This window comes from Dietzia sp. 179-F 9C3 NHS, from assembly GCF_045369825.1.
Taxonomy (GTDB): Bacteria; Actinomycetota; Actinomycetes; order Mycobacteriales; family Mycobacteriaceae; genus Dietzia.
In genome coordinates, this window is sequence record NZ_JBIQES010000001.1 from 374,724 (window position 1) to 389,311 (window position 14,588).

Sequence of the window (14,588 nt, forward strand, 5' to 3'; positions counted from 1 at the left end):
ATGGCCGCAGGCGGCACCCTTTTGTGGTGAGTACACGGTCGGCGTCCGACGCCCCCGCCATCGAAGCTGATCACCTCGTCAAGAAGTTCGGCGACTTCACCGCCGTCGACGACATCTCGTTCACCGTCCCCGCCGGCACCGTCCTGGGCCTTCTCGGGCCCAACGGCGCGGGCAAGACCACCACGGTCCGCATGATGACCACCCTGAGCCCACCCACCTCCGGCACCGCCAGAGTGGCCGGGCACGACGTGGTGCGCGAGCCCGCCGCTGTGCGCCGCGCGATGGGCCTGACCGCGCAGTCGGCCACCGTCGACGAGCTGCTCACCGGCCGCGAGAACCTCCAGCTGATCGGCGATCTCTACGGGCTGCCGCGCAAGCGGGTCCGTGCCCGTGCCGACGAGTTGCTGGAGAAGTTCTCGCTCGCCGACGCCGCCACCCGCATCGCCAAGAGCTACTCCGGCGGCATGCGCCGCCGGCTCGACCTGGCCGCGAGCCTCGTCGCCGCCCCGCCCGTCCTGTTCCTCGACGAGCCCACCACCGGGCTCGACCCCCGCGCCCGGATCGAGCTGTGGGAGGTGCTGCGCGACCTCGTCCGCGAGGGCACCACGCTGCTGCTCACCACCCAGTATCTCGACGAGGCCGACCACCTGGCCGACCGGATCATCGTGGTGGACCACGGCCGGGTGATCGCCGACGGCACCCCGCTCGAGCTCAAGGACGCCTCCGGCGCCGCGAGCCTCGTGGTGACCGTCGCCCGGCCCACCGACATGCCGGCCGCCGAGCAGATCCTCGCGAAGCACGTCACCGACCTGCGCGTGGACCGCGACGCCCGCCGGCTCACCGCGCCCTCCGAGGGGGTCTCGGCGCTGGCCGGGATCGCCGCCGCCTTCGCCGACGCCGGCATCGAGCTCGACGACATCGGCCTGCAACGTCCGAGCCTCGATGACGTCTTCCTCTCCCTCACCGGCCACGCCGCCGAGGACTCCGGCAACGAGGAGCAGCCCGCATGAGCACCGTCCAGACTTCCCCGGCCGCCGACGCCCCCGTCGCCCCGGACCGCGAGCGGCCCGCCGGCCCCGGCTTCGGCCGCCAGGTGGCCACCCACGTCCGCCGCAACCTCGCCCACATCAAGCGCCAGCCGGAGATGCTCACCGACGTCACCATCCAGCCGGTGATGTTCGTCCTGCTCTTCGGGTTCATCTTCGGCGGCGCCATCGCAGTGGGCGGCGGCAACTACCGCGAGTTCCTCCTGCCCGGGATCATGGCGCAGACCATGGCGTTCTCCTCGTTCGTCGTGGCTTCGGGCCTGTGCACGGACCTCAACAAGGGGATCATCGACCGCTTCCGCACCCTGCCCACCCAGCGCGCGTCGATCCTCGTCGGCCGCAGCGTCTCGAGCCTCATCCACTCCTCGCTCGGCGTGCTCGTCATGTCGGTCACCGGCCTGTTCATCGGCTGGCGGATCCGCGGCGGGATCGTGGACGCGCTGCTCGGCTATCTGGTGCTGCTCGGGTTCGGGTTCGCCATGATCTGGATCGGGATCCTCGTGGGCTCACGGATCAAGACCATCGAGGCCGTCAACGGCGTCATGTTCACCACGATCTTCCCCATCACCTTTGTCGCCAACACCTTCGTGCCGCCGGAAACCATGCCGGACTGGCTGCGGGTCGTGGCCGAGTGGAACCCGCTCTCCGCGGTGGTCCAGGCCATGCGCGAACTGTGGGGCAACGCGCCCGCGATGGGCCCGGACGCCGCCTGGGCCCTCCAGCACCCGGTGCTCATGTCGTTCGTGTGGATCGTTGTGCTCACGGTGGTGATCGCGCCGTTGGCGCTCAAGGCCTTCGACGCCCGCACGCGGGACTGATCCCCGGCCGGCCGGTCTCCGGTTGTCGGGCCCCCCGCGCCGTGATGCCGTGGGGAGGACACCGACGGCCGGGGCGTACCGGCCACGACGACAGGGGGTCGACCGATGACCACGCCGGGGACCGACGAGGCCTACGACCGGATCAACGCGCTCCTCGACGGGGCGGCCGTGGTCGTGACCGCCGCCGACCACGCGGAGACGGCCGGCTGCCTGGTGGGCTTCCACTCCCAGTGCTCGATCGACCCGCGCCGGCACGCCGTGTGGCTCTCCAAGGCCAACCGGACGTACCGCGTGGCGCTGCGCTCGACCCACCTCGCCGTCCACCTGCTCCGCGCCGGGGACCGCGAGCTGGCGGCGTGGTTCGGCGGCACGACCGGTGACGAGGTGGACACCTTCGGCGGCCTCGAGCTGGACCGCGGGCCCGGCGGCGTCCCGATGGTCCGCGCCCTGCCGGTGCGGTTCGTCGGCCGGCGCGTGGCCCTGCTCGACACGGAGGGGGACCACGCCTGCTTCGTGCTCGAGGTGGAATCGGCGGAGGTCGACGACGAGGCGGGCCCGCTGCGGCTGTCCGACCTCGGCGAGGTCGAGCCGGGGCACGCCTCCGAGGAGGGCGCGGAGGAGTAGACCGTCGCGTCTCCGCAGGGGTTGTGCATCCTTTCAGTTGCGGTGCCGCCGGGTTGCGCCCCCGTTGTGTCGCAGAGATGAAGCGCAACCGGGCGCTGCGCGGGCACTGATGAAGCGCAACCGGCGGGCCGGCGTGGACGACCCCTTCGAGACGATCCGTGGGCTCGCGGGACTCCGTGACGCCGGAATCCTCACCGAGGAGGGGTTCACGGCGAAGAAGCAGGACATCCTGAAGCGGCTGTGAGCGGGGCGCCTCACGCATCCGACCGGCGCGCCACCGGGCCCTACTTCTTGGGGGAGACCCGGATCGTGATGGTGCCGGTGATCGGCTCGTTGCCCGCGGCGTCCACGAAGGTCAGCGGGATCGGGATGTCGGTGCCGCTGGTGATCTGGGAGAAGTCCGGGATCTCTGCGAGTTCGGCCGTCACGGTGAGCCCGCCGGTCGCCTTGGCCGGGTAGGCGGTCTGCATGCCCACCGGGATCCAGCGATGGGTGGTGGGCACGGTGGCCTCGGCGACCATGCCCATCGCGAACTCGGCGAGGTTGCACGCGGCGATCACGTGGAAGGTCCCGATGTGGTTCTTGTTGCCCCACCACAGCGGTCCGCGCACCACGCATCGGCCCGGCCGCATCTCCACGACGTGGGGCAGTGCCGTGCGGAAGTACGGCGCCTTGAGGCTCACGACGGCGGTGAACAGTCGCGAGCCGAAGGGCAGGGCCGTGGCCTTCTTCCAGAGCCGGAGGGTCGGGGTGTCGGCGAGCGGGGAGGGAGTGTCCGGGGTCATGACGGCGAGGTTACCCGCCGGTAAGGGCGGCGTCCGCCGGGGTGTGCCGACCCGCCCTACAGAGTCCGCCCGACGAGCTCCTTCATGATCTCGTTGGTCCCGCCGTAGATCCGCTGGACGCGGGCCGCGGCGTACGCCTTGGCGATGGGATACTCCATCATGTAGCCGTAGCCGCCGAAGATCTGCAGGCACTTGTCCACGACCTCGCCCTGCTTGTCGGTGGCCCACATCTTGGCCATCGAGGCGGTGGCGGCGTCGAGCTTGTCGTCCTTGGCCAACTGCACGCAGTAGTCCATGAACGCCTTGCCGGCCAGCACCTCGGCCTTGCACTCGGCCAGGACGAAGCGCGTGTTCTGGAACTTCAGGATCGGCTTACCGAACGCTTCGCGCTCCCTGGCATAGGCCAGCGCCTCGATCACGGCGGCCTCGGCGGCGGCCACGCCCGTCACGCCGATGATGAGTCGCTCGCGGCCGAGCTGGTTCATGAGCTGGTAGAAGCCCTGACCCTCCTCGGTGCCGAGGAGGTTCTCGGCGGGCACGCGCATGTCGTTGAAGAACAGCTCGCGCGTGTCCTGCCCGTGCATGCCGATCTTCTCCAGCACGCGCCCGCGCTCGAAGCCCGGCAGCTCGTTGACCTCGGCCACGATGAGCGACATCCCCGCGTGCCCGCCCTCGGGGTCGGTCTTGCACACGATGATCACCAGGTCGGCCAGCGAGCCGTTGGTGATGAAGGTCTTGGAGCCGTTGATCACGTACTCGTCGCCCTCGCGCCGGGCGGTGGTCGTGATGTTCTGCAGGTCCGACCCGGTGCCGGGCTCGGTCATCGCGATGGCTCCCACCATCTCGCCGCTCGCCAGCTTGGGCAGCCACCTCTGCTTCTGCTCGTCGGTCCCGTAGTGGGCGATGTACGGCGGCACGATGGTCGAGGCCACGCCGTAGCCCACGCAGAAGTCGTTGGCCAGGCACAGCTCCTCCTGCACCACGGCCTCGTAACCGAAGTGCTGGCCCAGACCGCCGAGCTCCTCGGGGATCTCGGTGCACAGCAGTCCGGCCGCACCCATCTTGGTCCACAGTTCGCGGTCCACCTGCTTGTTCTGCGCCCACCGTTCCTGGTGCGGCGTGACCTCTCTGGCCATGAACTCGCGGGCGTGCATGCGGAAGTCGTGGACCTGGTCGTCCTCCCAGGCCGCGCGGTATTCGGGAAACAAGCTACTCGGCATGTTTGTGATACTAGGGACCCCTTGGGGAGGAGGTGGGGAATGGGGTGACGACGACCACGTCCGGCGGCTGCGCGCCGCGGGGTAGACCCGCCTACGCTGGTGGCCGTGACCGAGCGCAAGCCCGCGGGCGTGCCGTTCGAGACGTGGGTCGAGCGGCAGATCCGGCTCGCCCAGGAGGCCGGCGCGTTCGACGACCTGCCCGGCTACGGCAAGCCGATCCCCGATCACGGCGATGACCCGGACTGGTGGCTGCGCTCCTACCTCGATCGCGAGGGACTCTCGGCCGAGGCGCTGCTGCCCGAGTCGTTGCAGTTGCGGCGCGAGATCGAGCGCCTGCCCGCCGCGGTGGACGCCGCGCACGGTGAGGCCGAGGTGCGCGAGCTCGTCCGCGCGCTCAACGTGCGGATCGCCGAGTGGATCCGGCTGCCGAGCGGGCCGATGCTCCCGATCCACACCGTTGACGTCGGGGAGATGGTCGAGCGGTGGCGCGCGGGACGGCCTGCGGTGCCCGGCGGCGACGGCACGCCCTCGCCGTCGTCGCTCGCCACCCCGCCCCGGGCCCCACGCCGGAGCCGTCCACGCACCCGGCTCGGGGCCTACCTCCGGCGGGCCCTGTCGCGCTGACCGGGGCCGGTCACGCCAGGATTTCGGTTCCCTCCCGCAGCAGCTCGTGCAGGCGCGTCTGCGAGGCTCCGGGCTCGTCCACCCAGATCCGGTACGCGGCCAGCGCGATGCCGAGCGCGGCATGGGCCACGGCGTCCGGGACGAGATCGCGCTCGCTCTCGCCGCGGCGGCGGGCCACGAACTCGGCGACCGCGCCGCGCCAGTCCGCGTACATCAGCGTGGAGTGCGCCTGCAGTTCGTCCACGCTGAGCAGCAGGCGCATGCGGCCGCGGTGCACCTCGGTCTCCGAGTCGGGGAAGGTGTTGAAGGCGACGAGCGCGTCGGCCAGCCCCTCGCGCAGCGGTGTCGCGGCCGGGATCGCGGCGAGGTACCGGCGCATGCCGTCGATCTGGTCGTCGAACTCGCCCCACGCGATCGCGGCCTTGCCGGGGAAGTAGCGGAACAGCGTGCGCCGCGAGATCCGGGCCGCCGCGGCGATCTGGTCGACGCTCGTGTCCTCGTACCCGTGCTCGGAGAACAGCGCGAGCGCCACGGAGACGATCGAGGTCCGCGACGTGGCCGGGCGACGGCCCGGTACCCCGCCCCCGGCGATCTGCGCGACACCCATGGACCCCAGCGTAAGGCAGGGGTAGGGTGCACATGGCACCAAGTGCCAATATGATGCAGGTCTCACCGCGACAGCGGTGGGGCACTCCCCATGGGCGCCGACGAGAGGAATCGCTATGGAGAACACGCACAACACCGAGGTCGTGCTGGAGGAGGCTCTCATCGAAGAGGTCTCCATCGACGGCATGTGCGGGGTCTACTGAGATGACCTCCGCAGCAGCGCCGGCCGGAGCCGGAGACGAGCGTGCGGACACCGGGGCGACCGGGTCCGCTACCTTCGACCTCGACTCCGGCTGGCGCCTGCACCCCGGAGTGGCCCTGCGCCCCGAGCCGTTCGGGGCGCTGCTCTACCACTTCCACACCCGCAAGCTCAGTTTTCTCAAGTCGCCGACCATCGTCGAGGTGGTCCGGACGCTCGCCGAGCACCCCACGGCCCGCGCCGCCTGCGCCGCGGCCGGGGTGTCGATCGACGACCCGCATACGGCGCGCCTGTACCTGCACGCCCTCGGCCAGCTGGCGGACAGCCAGATGATCGAGCCCCGCGAGGGAGAGGACCCCACCTCATGACCAGCACGCTCCAGCCCCCCACCACCCCGGCGCCCGTCGGCCGCCTCGTCGACCAGTTCGAGCGCGGGCTCGACGCGCCCATCTGCCTGACCTGGGAGCTCACCTACGCCTGCAACCTCGCCTGCGTGCACTGTCTGAGCTCGTCCGGCCGCCGCGACCCGCGCGAGCTGAGCACCGAGCAGTGCAAGGCGATCATCGACGAGCTGCAGAAGATGCAGGTCTTCTACGTGAACATCGGCGGTGGCGAGCCCACCGTGCGCCCGGACTTCTGGGAACTCGTGGACTACGCCACGAGCCACCAGGTGGGCGTCAAGTTCTCCACCAACGGCGTCCGGATCGACGAGCAGGTGGCGCAGCGCCTCGCCGCGAGCGACTACGTGGACGTACAGATCTCCCTCGACGGCGCGACGGCCGAGGTCAACGATGCCGTCCGCGGCCCGGGTTCGTTCGACATGGCCGTTCGCGCGCTCGAGAACCTCAAGAACGCGGGGTTCACCGACGCCAAGATCTCGGTCGTGGTGACCCGCGAGAACGTCTCGCAGCTCGACGAGTTCAAGGCCCTGGCCGACCGCTACGATGCCACCCTGCGGATCACCCGCCTGCGCCCCTCCGGCCGAGGCGCGGACGTGTGGGACGACCTGCACCCGCTGCCCGAGCAGCAGAAGGAGCTCTACGACTGGCTCGTGGCGCACGGCGAGAACGTGCTCACCGGCGACTCGTTCTTCCACCTGTCGGCCTTCGGCGAGGGGCAGGGCGCCCTGCCCGGCCTCAACCTCTGCGGGGCGGGCCGCGTGGTGTGCCTCATCGACCCGATCGGTGACGTGTACGCCTGCCCGTTCGCCATCCACGAGCAGTTCCTCGCCGGCAACGTCACCACCGATGGCGGCTTTGAGACCGTGTGGCAGACCTCTGAGCTGTTCCGCGAACTCCGCGAGCCACAGTCGGCCGGTGCCTGCGCCTCGTGCAACCACTACGACGCCTGTCGAGGCGGGTGCATGGCGGCCAAGTTCTTCACCGGCCTGCCCATGGACGGGCCCGACCCCGAGTGCGTCCAGGGGTACGGCGAGGGCCTGCTCGCTGCCGAGCGGAGCATCCCCTCGCCGTCACAGGACCATTCCCGCCCCAAGGGCCTCGCCGCCCGCAAGCAGCCCACCGGCCCCGTGCCGCTGACGCTCGTGACCTCCCCGCCGCGCCGGCCCACCAGCCTGTGCGACGAGTCCCCGATCTGACACCCCAGAGGAGACCCATGTCCCGCCTGTCCAAGCTCGCCGAGGCCAACCCCTGGCGGCAGAACCCGTGGTTCGAGTCCGTGGCCGAGGCCCAGCGCCGTGCGAAGAAGCGCCTGCCCAAGAGCGTCTACATGGCGCTCGTCGCCGGCAGCGAGGCCGGCGTGACGATCGACGACAACACGGCCGCGTTCTCCGAACTGCAGCCCAAGCCGCACGTCATCGGCGCCAAGGCCGACCGCACCATGGAGACCACCGTGATGGGCCAGCCCATCAGCATGCCGGTGATGATCTCGCCGACCGGCGTCCAGGCCGTGACCCCCGACGGCGAGGTGGACGTGGCCCGCGCGGCCGCCGCCCGTGGCACCGCCATGGGCCTGTCGAGCTTCGCTTCCAAGCCCATCGAGGAGGTCGTCGCGGCCAACCCGCAGACCTTCTTCCAGGTGTACTGGCTGGGCGGCAAGGAGAAGGTCCTCGAGCGGCTCGAGCGCGCCAAGGCCGCTGGCGCCTGCGGCGTCATCCTCACCACGGACTGGTCGTTCTCCATGGGGCGCGACTGGGGCAGCCCCGAGATCCCGGAGAAACTCGACGCCAGGTCCATGCTGAAACTCGCCCCGGAGATCGCGGTGCGGCCCGCGTGGGCGATGCAGTGGGCGAAGGACGTCGTGGAGAACAAGCGGTTCCCCGACCTCACCACCCCCAACCTCGTCGGCCAGGGCGAGATGGGGCCGACGTTCTTCGGCGCCTACGGCGAGTGGATGGGAACCCCGCCCGCGACGTGGGACGACATCGCCTGGGTGGTCCAGAACTACGACGGGCCGGTGATGCTCAAGGGCATCACACGGATCGACGACGCCAAGCGTGCTGTCGACGCCGGCGTCGCCGCCATCTCCGTGTCCAACCACGGCGGCAACAACCTCGACGCCACCCCGGCCTCGATCCGCTGCCTCGCGCCGATCGTCGACGCGGTGGGCGACCGGGTCGAGGTGCTCATGGACGGCGGCGTGCGCCGCGGCTCCGACGTGGCCAAGGCGCTCGCGCTGGGCGCCCGCGCCGTGATGATCGGCCGTGCCTACCTGTGGGGCCTGGGCGCCAACGGCCAGGCCGGCGTGGAGAACGTGCTCGACGTGCTGCGCTCGGGCCTGGACTCGAGTCTCATCGGCCTGAGCAAGTCGTCGATCACCGAGTTGAACCGAGACGACTACGTGATCCCCGACGACTTCATGCGCCACCTCGGCGCCTGACCTGTACACCAGTAGAGAAAGAGGATCCCCACATCATGGGAGATTTCGACGGCAAGGTCGTCTACATCACCGGCGTCGCCCGTGGCCAGGGCCGCAAGCACGCCATCCGGTTCGCCCGCGAGGGCGCCAGGATTATCGGCATGGACCTGTGCGCCGCGCCGTCGGAGTACGTCAAGTACCCCACGACCACCGAGGACGACCTCGCGCAGACCATCGAGAAGGTCGAGGCCGAGGGCGGCGAGATCCTCGCCGAGATCGGCGACGTGCGCGACCTGGCGTTCCAGCAGGACCTCGTGTCCCGCGGCGTCGAGCGCTTCGGCGGCCGGCTCGACGTGGTGGTCGCCAACGCCGGCATCTGCAACTGGGGCAAGGTCTGGGAGATCGACGAGCAGCAGTGGCAGGACACGCTCGACATCAACCTCACCGGCTACTGGAAGACCCTCAAGGCCACGATCCCGCACATGCTCGAGGCCGGTAACGGCGGATCGATCCTCCTCGTGAGTTCGGTGGCCGGGCTCAAGGCCATGCCGGTGCAGGCCCCGTACTCGGCGAGCAAGCACGGCGTGGTGGGCCTGGCGCAGACCGCGGCCAAGGAGCTCGGCGAGCACAACATCCGCGTCAACACCATCCACCCCTACGGCGTGCTCACGCCGATGGGCGGCGAGGACCCGGACGCGCTCGAGGTGTTCAACACCATGCCCCAGTTCCTGCCGCACTTCACGCCCATCCTCGGCATGGGCATGGCCAAGACGGACGACATCTCGGACTCGGTGCTCTTCCTGGCCTCGGACGCCGCGCGCACGATCACGGCATCGACGTTCCAGGTGGACATGGGCGCGATCCGCGTCTGACCGACCCGGGTACCCAGGGGGCAGCAGTGTCCGATGCCGGCCCGCTGGCCGTCCTGCCACTCGGGGCGACCGAGCAGCACGGCCCGCACCTGCCGACGGCGACCGACACCCTCCTCGCGGCGGCGGCCGCGCGCACCCTCACGGGGGAGCGTGCGGCCGCCGTCCTGCTCCCGGCCTGGGCGTACGGCGCCAGCGGCGAGCACCAGTCCTTCCCCGGCACCGTCTCGATCGGCACCGACGCCCTCGCCCGGGCGGTGCTCGAGCTCGGCCGGTCCGCGGGGGAGTGGGCGGGCCGACTGCTCGTGGTCAACGGCCACGGCGGCAACGTCGAGGCGCTGCGGCGGGCTGTCCCGCGGCTGCGGTACGAGGGGCGCGACGCCGCCTGGCTGCCGTGCCGCACGTCCGAGAATCCTGCCGACACCCACGCCGGGCACGCCGAGACCTCGCTCCTGCTGCACCTGCACCCCGAGTTGGTGCGCACTGACCTCGCCGAGCCCGGCTGCACGCGACCGCTTCCGGAGATCCTGCCCGGGATGCGTGCGGGCGGCGTGGCCGCGGTGAGCCCGAACGGGGTGCTGGGCGACCCCACCACCGCAACGGACGTAGAGGGTGCCCGGCTGTGGGGCGCGCTGCTCGCCGACGCCCGGGGCCGTCTCGACCGTTGGGCGCCTGGTGACGACGGGATGCTCCGGTGACGCCGCTCGGCACCCGGATCGTCCCCGACCCCCGCACCCGCATCCTGCGCCGCGCGGGCGTCGTCCGGGTCCTGGGCGGCGACCCCGTCAGCCTCATCACCCCCGCGCCCGCGCTGGCGCCGCTCCTCGGTGGCGCCGGTGGTGACGACGAGGGGTTCGCCGTGCGGGATCGGGCCTCCGCCGCGTTGGCCCGTGCGCTGACCGACCGCGGGATGGCCCACCCTGTCCCGGAGCAGGACCCGGGTCGCCGGCTCGACGACGTGGCGGTGGTGGTCCCCGTGCGCGACGACGCCGGAGGGGTGGCCGCGCTGCTGGAGGCCCTGGCGGACGAGCGTGTGCGGGGCCTGCGCGTTGTGGTGGTGGACGACGGATCCGCGACGCCGCTCGGGCCCGCCGCACCGGACGTACGGGTCCTGCGCCACGAGGCCTCCCGCGGCCCGGCGGCGGCCCGCAACGCCGGCACCGCGCGCGCCGTGGCGGACGGCGCGCGCGTGGTGGTCTACCTGGATGCGGACGTGATCCCGCTGCCCGGCTGGCTCGACCCGCTGCTCGGGCACCTCGACGACCCGGCCGTCGCCGCGGTCGCGCCCCGGATCGTGGCCGCCGAGCCCGGCCGCTGGTGGGTGCGCGGCCTCGAGACCGCACGCTCGGCGCTGGACATGGGGCCCCGCCCGGCCCGGGTCCGGCCACGCACGCGGGTGGCCTACGTGCCGAGCGCGGCGCTCGCGGTGAGGCCGGCGGCCTTGCCGCCCGTCCCCGACGGTGGGGGAGCGGGGCCGTTCGACGAGCGGATGCACGTGGCCGAGGACGTGGACCTGTGCTGGCGGGCCGACGAGGCGGGCGTCCGGCTCCGCTACGAGCCCGCCGCGCGGGTGGCCCACCGGCACCGAACCCGCACCGCCGCGCTACTCGCCCGGCGCGCCTTCTACGGCACCGGGGCGGCTCCCCTGGCCCGGCGGCACGGCGCCGACGTCGCCCCCGCGGTCGCGGCGCCGTGGTCGCTCGCGGTGGCGGCGGGGGTGTGGAGTGCGCACCCGGCGGGCGTGGCGGTGGCCGCCGTGGCGGCGGGCCGGGCGTGGTGGCGGACGCGCGCCCTGGTCGGTGACGGCCGGGCCGCCGCAGGGCTGGTCGCGCGCGGCATGGCGGCATCGGTGCGCCAACTGCCCGAGGCGCTGCTGCGTCCGTACTGGCCGGTCACGGCGGCGGCGCTGCTGGCGACCGCCGGCTCGCGCGCGCGCCCGGCGCGTGGGCTGCGGCGACGGGTCGCCGCCGCGGCGGTGCTCGAGGGCCTGTGGCACTGGTGGTCCTGCCGGGAGCCGGGCCGGTTGCCCGTGGACGAGCCGCTGGGTCACGTGCTGCTGCACCGCCTGGACGACGTGGCGTACGGCGTGGGGGTGTGGCGCTCGGCGTTCGTCGCGCGGTCGGCCGCGGCGCTGCGACCGGAGCTGACGCGATGACCGGCCGGGTCGACCTCCTGGTGGTGGGCGCCGGGGCCGCCGGCTGCGTGGTGGCCGCCCGCGCCGCGGAGGCGGGGTTGGACGTGGTGGTGCTCGAGGCGGGAGGGCGGCGCGCGTCCCGGCGGGCCTGCGTGCTCGACGTGGGGCCGGACTCGGAGGTGGTGGCGCGGTACCCGGCGGAGCTCGACGGCCGCACGGTTGTGCTGCCCCGCGGCCGTACCGTCGGCGGGTCGGGCGCCGTCAACGGCGGCTACTGCAGCGCAACACCGCCCGCGGACCTCGCCGGGTGGGGGCCGGACTGGCCGCGCCGGTACGCCGTGGGGCTGGCCCGCGCGGCCGAGCGGCTGCGCCCGCGCCTCGTGCCCGCCGATCCCGTGGCTCGGTGGGTATCTGCGGCGTTCCCGGGTCGCGGCGTGGACGTGGCCCAGGCCCGGCACGGTGACCGGCGGGTGACCGCCGCGGACGCGTGGGACCCGGCCGCCGCCGGCGCGCGCGTGCTCACCGGGGCCCCGGTGCGGGAGCTGCGCTGGGCGGGTGGCCACGCGGGCGGGACCTGCGACGGCGTGGTGCTCGCGGACGGTCGCGAGTTCGCCGCCCGCGAGGTGGTCCTGTGCGCGGGTGCCCTCGGCACCGCGGCACTGCTCCTGCGGTCGGGGATCGGCCCCGCGACCGGCCACCCGGTGGGCCGCCGCACCGAGGAGCACCCCGAGGTCCTGCTCGACCTGGACCCGGGCGTGGCCCCGGCGACCACGGTGAGGGAGTCCGCCCCCGACCCCGGGCAGGCGCCGCCGGCGCTGCTGTCGCGCGTGGTCCGGCTGCCGGTGCCGGTCGGCGGCGCGGTGGCCGAGGTGGAGGTGCGGCCGTACTCCGTACCCCTGCACCGGGCGATCCCCGGCCTCGCGCCACAGCCGCACCGCATCGGCATCGCGCTCATGACGCCGGCCGGCCGCGGCGAGCTCCGGCCCGACACCGACCCCGATCCCGGTCCCGACCCCGCGGCCGGCGGCGGGCTGCGGGTGGTCCTCGACGCGCACCCGGACCCCGCGGACGCCGCCGCGCTGGCCGCCGCCACGGGGATCGTGTGCGATCGGCTGGGGCTGGCCGGCGAGCCGGTGGCCTCCACCTCCCAGCACCTGTCCGGCTCGGCCCGGATGGGGGAGGTGGTGGACGACGCCGGCCGGGTCCTCGGGGTGGCCGGGCTGCGCGTGGCGGACGCCTCCGTGCTGCCCGCGCTGCCCCGCCGCGGGCCGTACTACACGGTGCTCGCGGTGGCCGAGGACCTCGCTGCACACGCCATTGCCGGGCGGGCGTGATAGAACCAAAAAAGAACATGTTCCACCCACGTGGTGGCCACGCCCGGCGGGAGACGACACATGACCAGCAGCGAGACCGGAACCGGCACGACCGTGCAGCCGCGGGAGTTCACCGTCGCGGGTCAGGCCGGAACCCTGGCGGGCGACGTGTGGGAGCCGGCCGACGGCGGCGAGCCGGTGGACGAGCTGCTCATGCTCCACGGCGGCGCGCAGACCCGGAACTCGTGGAACCGCGCCGCGCGTCGCCTCGCGGCCGAGGGCTACCGGGTCACCACGATGGATGCGCGCGGGCACGGCGACAGCGACTGGGCGCCCGACGGCGACTACGACATCCACCGCATGGTCGACGACCTCGAGCTGATCGTCGCCGACCGCTTCCCCGGCCGCAGGCCGGTCCTCGTGGGCGCCTCGCTCGGCGGCCTCACGGGGATGCTCGCCCTGGGCTCGGGCAAGGACGTGGCCCGCGCGCTCGTGCTGGTGGACGTGACCCCCAAGATCGAGGCCGAGGGGGTCCAGCGGATCGGCGAGTTCATGCGCTCCGGCCTCGAGGGCTTCGCGAGCCTCGAGGAGGCGGCGGACGCGGTCGCCGCCTACCAGCCGGGCCGCAAGCGTCCCCGGAACACCGACGGTCTGCGCAAGAATCTGCGACAGAAGGACGACGGCCGCTGGTACTGGCACTGGGACCCGCGATTCGTGGGTGGCGCGACCGCCCACAACGCCGAGATCGGCAACGCCTTCTTCGAGAAGATCGTGCCGAAGATCGACGAGCCCACGATGCTCGTGCGCGGCGGCAACTCGGACATCGTCAGCGACGAGTCCGTCCGGCACCTGCTCGAGCACCTGCCGCACGCGTACACCCACGAGGTGGCCGACGCCGGGCACATGGTGGCGGGCGACGACAACGCGGTGTTCCTCGACCAACTCGAATGGTTCCTCACGGAGGTCCTGGGCTCGCCCCCGCGTACCCCCGGGGAATAATGCCCAGGGGGGTATCGTTTTGTCAGGTGGTCGTCGTGAGCGCGCGCTGTCCGTAGGCTGACGACGACCGGACCGGGCGAGAGTCGCCCCGTTCGCCGAGGAGGTCATCACATGAGCACCGTCGACATCACCACCGCCGACTTCGAGAACACCGTCACCGGGAACGACATCGTCCTCGTGGACTTCTGGGCCGAGTGGTGTGGCCCGTGCAAGGCGTTCGGCCCGGTCTTCGAGAAGGTCTCCGAGAAGAACCCGGAGATCACCTTCGCCAAGGTCGACACCGACGCGGAGCAGCAGCTGGGCGCCATGCTCCAGATCCAGTCCATCCCGACCCTCATGGCGTTCCGCGAGGGCATCGCCGTGTTCCGCCACTCCGGCGCCATCCCGGAGCAGGCCCTCGACGACCTCATCGGTCAGATCAAGGACCTCGACATGGACGAGGTCCGCAAGGCCGTCGACGAGGCGCAGAAGCAGCAGGGCGGCGCCGACGCCTGACGCGTCGACTGCCCCGACCCCCGTTTCCCCACTCCGGAG

The 14,588-nt window shown here is 72.5% G+C and carries 18 protein-coding genes; 15 read left to right on the forward strand and 3 right to left on the reverse strand.

Annotated features, from left to right (window positions below; translation table 11 throughout):
- The first annotated feature begins 26 nt into the window (after nt 1-26).
- The 4 genes from ACH0BZ_RS01840 to ACH0BZ_RS01855 all read left to right on the forward strand — a co-directional run bounded on the left by ACH0BZ_RS01840 (nt 27) and on the right by ACH0BZ_RS01855 (nt 2,732).
- Nucleotides 27-1,010 (forward strand): ATP-binding cassette domain-containing protein, encoded by a 984-nt coding sequence (locus ACH0BZ_RS01840; RefSeq protein WP_406896188.1) that lies wholly within the window; start codon nt 27-29, stop codon nt 1,008-1,010.
- The gene (locus tag ACH0BZ_RS01845; RefSeq protein WP_406896189.1) at nt 1,007-1,864 is read left to right on the forward strand and encodes an ABC transporter permease; all 858 of its coding nucleotides are present in this window, start codon (nt 1,007-1,009) and stop codon (nt 1,862-1,864) included. Before ACH0BZ_RS01840 ends, ACH0BZ_RS01845 begins: the two co-directional genes overlap by 4 nt.
- 105 nt (nt 1,865-1,969) lie before the next feature.
- A complete protein-coding gene (locus tag ACH0BZ_RS01850; RefSeq protein ID WP_406896190.1) occupies nt 1,970-2,488 on the forward strand; it encodes a flavin reductase family protein in 519 nt (172 codons plus the stop codon).
- Between the two features lie 109 nt (nt 2,489-2,597).
- The gene (locus tag ACH0BZ_RS01855) at nt 2,598-2,732 is read left to right on the forward strand and encodes an SHOCT domain-containing protein (RefSeq protein WP_406896192.1); all 135 of its coding nucleotides are present in this window, start codon (nt 2,598-2,600) and stop codon (nt 2,730-2,732) included.
- 40 nt (nt 2,733-2,772) lie between these two features.
- On the opposite strand, the gene ACH0BZ_RS01860 is transcribed toward ACH0BZ_RS01855, so the two are convergent.
- Both ACH0BZ_RS01860 and ACH0BZ_RS01865 read right to left on the reverse strand, forming a co-directional pair.
- Entirely contained in the window at nt 2,773-3,273 is a 501-nt protein-coding gene (locus tag ACH0BZ_RS01860) for a hotdog fold domain-containing protein (protein ID WP_406896193.1), read from the reverse strand.
- A 56-nt stretch (nt 3,274-3,329) separates the two neighbouring features.
- Nucleotides 3,330-4,493 carry an acyl-CoA dehydrogenase family protein gene (locus ACH0BZ_RS01865; RefSeq protein ID WP_406896194.1) on the reverse strand — a complete coding sequence of 388 codons (1,164 nt, stop codon included), beginning with the start codon at nt 4,491-4,493 and terminating at the stop codon, nt 3,330-3,332.
- A gap of 105 nt (nt 4,494-4,598) precedes the next feature.
- On the opposite strand from ACH0BZ_RS01865, the gene ACH0BZ_RS01870 reads away from it, so the two are divergent.
- The gene (locus ACH0BZ_RS01870; RefSeq protein WP_406896195.1) at nt 4,599-5,117 is read left to right on the forward strand and encodes a DUF1992 domain-containing protein; all 519 of its coding nucleotides are present in this window, start codon (nt 4,599-4,601) and stop codon (nt 5,115-5,117) included.
- A 10-nt stretch (nt 5,118-5,127) separates the two neighbouring features.
- Here ACH0BZ_RS01870 and mftR read toward each other — a convergent pair whose 3' ends face one another.
- Entirely contained in the window at nt 5,128-5,724 is a 597-nt protein-coding gene (mftR, locus tag ACH0BZ_RS01875) for a mycofactocin system transcriptional regulator (protein ID WP_406896196.1), read from the reverse strand.
- A 76-nt stretch (nt 5,725-5,800) separates the two neighbouring features.
- Between mftR and mftA the strand changes: the two genes are divergently transcribed.
- From mftA to trxA, 10 genes are all read left to right on the forward strand, one after another.
- Complete coding sequence (gene mftA, locus ACH0BZ_RS01880; RefSeq protein WP_406896198.1) at nt 5,801-5,926, forward strand: mycofactocin precursor MftA; 126 nt, start codon at nt 5,801-5,803, stop codon at nt 5,924-5,926.
- A gap of 1 nt (nt 5,927) precedes the next feature.
- Nucleotides 5,928-6,290, forward strand: a complete 363-nt coding sequence (gene mftB / locus ACH0BZ_RS01885) for a mycofactocin biosynthesis chaperone MftB (RefSeq protein ID WP_406896200.1) — start codon at nt 5,928-5,930, stop codon at nt 6,288-6,290.
- On the forward strand, nt 6,287-7,519 hold the full coding sequence (mftC, locus tag ACH0BZ_RS01890) for a mycofactocin radical SAM maturase (protein ID WP_406896201.1): 1,233 nt from the start codon (nt 6,287-6,289) through the stop codon (nt 7,517-7,519). Before mftB ends, mftC begins: the two co-directional genes overlap by 4 nt.
- Before the next feature lie 17 nt (nt 7,520-7,536).
- Nucleotides 7,537-8,760 carry a pre-mycofactocin synthase MftD gene (gene mftD / locus ACH0BZ_RS01895; protein WP_406896202.1) on the forward strand — a complete coding sequence of 408 codons (1,224 nt, stop codon included), beginning with the start codon at nt 7,537-7,539 and terminating at the stop codon, nt 8,758-8,760.
- Nucleotides 8,761-8,795: 35 nt separating this feature from the next.
- On the forward strand, nt 8,796-9,611 hold the full coding sequence (locus ACH0BZ_RS01900) for a mycofactocin-coupled SDR family oxidoreductase (protein WP_406896204.1): 816 nt from the start codon (nt 8,796-8,798) through the stop codon (nt 9,609-9,611).
- Nucleotides 9,572-10,306 carry a mycofactocin biosynthesis peptidyl-dipeptidase MftE gene (gene mftE / locus ACH0BZ_RS01905; protein ID WP_406896334.1) on the forward strand — a complete coding sequence of 245 codons (735 nt, stop codon included), beginning with the start codon at nt 9,572-9,574 and terminating at the stop codon, nt 10,304-10,306. The genes ACH0BZ_RS01900 and mftE overlap by 40 nt, the downstream gene beginning before the upstream one ends.
- Nucleotides 10,303-11,763, forward strand: a complete 1,461-nt coding sequence (gene mftF / locus ACH0BZ_RS01910; RefSeq protein ID WP_406896205.1) for a mycofactocin biosynthesis glycosyltransferase MftF — start codon at nt 10,303-10,305, stop codon at nt 11,761-11,763. Before mftE ends, mftF begins: the two co-directional genes overlap by 4 nt.
- The gene (gene mftG, locus ACH0BZ_RS01915) at nt 11,760-13,076 is read left to right on the forward strand and encodes a mycofactocin system GMC family oxidoreductase MftG (protein WP_406896207.1); all 1,317 of its coding nucleotides are present in this window, start codon (nt 11,760-11,762) and stop codon (nt 13,074-13,076) included. Before mftF ends, mftG begins: the two co-directional genes overlap by 4 nt.
- 60 nt (nt 13,077-13,136) lie before the next feature.
- Nucleotides 13,137-14,054, forward strand: coding sequence for an alpha/beta fold hydrolase (locus ACH0BZ_RS01920; protein WP_406896209.1), 918 nt, complete (start codon nt 13,137-13,139; stop codon nt 14,052-14,054).
- Nucleotides 14,055-14,165: 111 nt separating this feature from the next.
- Complete coding sequence (gene trxA, locus ACH0BZ_RS01925) at nt 14,166-14,549, forward strand: thioredoxin (RefSeq protein ID WP_406896211.1); 384 nt, start codon at nt 14,166-14,168, stop codon at nt 14,547-14,549.
- Nucleotides 14,550-14,588 lie beyond the last annotated feature (39 nt).

What these genes read in the sequence shown, in the direction of transcription:
- ACH0BZ_RS01855 (WP_406896192.1), top strand. Translation starts at nt 2,598, where the DNA reads ATGAAGCGCAACCGGCGGGCCGGCGTGGACGACCCCTTCGAGACGATC.
- ACH0BZ_RS01845 (WP_406896189.1), top strand. Translation starts at nt 1,007, where the DNA reads ATGAGCACCGTCCAGACTTCCCCGGCCGCCGACGCCCCCGTCGCCCCG.
- ACH0BZ_RS01860 (WP_406896193.1), bottom strand. Translation starts at nt 3,273, where the DNA reads ATGACCCCGGACACTCCCTCCCCGCTCGCCGACACCCCGACCCTCCGG.
- mftB (WP_406896200.1), top strand. Translation starts at nt 5,928, where the DNA reads ATGACCTCCGCAGCAGCGCCGGCCGGAGCCGGAGACGAGCGTGCGGAC.
- mftG (WP_406896207.1), top strand. Translation starts at nt 11,760, where the DNA reads ATGACCGGCCGGGTCGACCTCCTGGTGGTGGGCGCCGGGGCCGCCGGC.
- mftR (WP_406896196.1), bottom strand. Translation starts at nt 5,724, where the DNA reads ATGGGTGTCGCGCAGATCGCCGGGGGCGGGGTACCGGGCCGTCGCCCG.
- trxA (WP_406896211.1), top strand. Translation starts at nt 14,166, where the DNA reads ATGAGCACCGTCGACATCACCACCGCCGACTTCGAGAACACCGTCACC.
- ACH0BZ_RS01920 (WP_406896209.1), top strand. Translation starts at nt 13,137, where the DNA reads ATGACCAGCAGCGAGACCGGAACCGGCACGACCGTGCAGCCGCGGGAG.
- ACH0BZ_RS01850 (WP_406896190.1), top strand. Translation starts at nt 1,970, where the DNA reads ATGACCACGCCGGGGACCGACGAGGCCTACGACCGGATCAACGCGCTC.
- ACH0BZ_RS01900 (WP_406896204.1), top strand. Translation starts at nt 8,796, where the DNA reads ATGGGAGATTTCGACGGCAAGGTCGTCTACATCACCGGCGTCGCCCGT.
- mftC (WP_406896201.1), top strand. Translation starts at nt 6,287, where the DNA reads ATGACCAGCACGCTCCAGCCCCCCACCACCCCGGCGCCCGTCGGCCGC.
- mftD (WP_406896202.1), top strand. Translation starts at nt 7,537, where the DNA reads ATGTCCCGCCTGTCCAAGCTCGCCGAGGCCAACCCCTGGCGGCAGAAC.
- ACH0BZ_RS01865 (WP_406896194.1), bottom strand. Translation starts at nt 4,493, where the DNA reads ATGCCGAGTAGCTTGTTTCCCGAATACCGCGCGGCCTGGGAGGACGAC.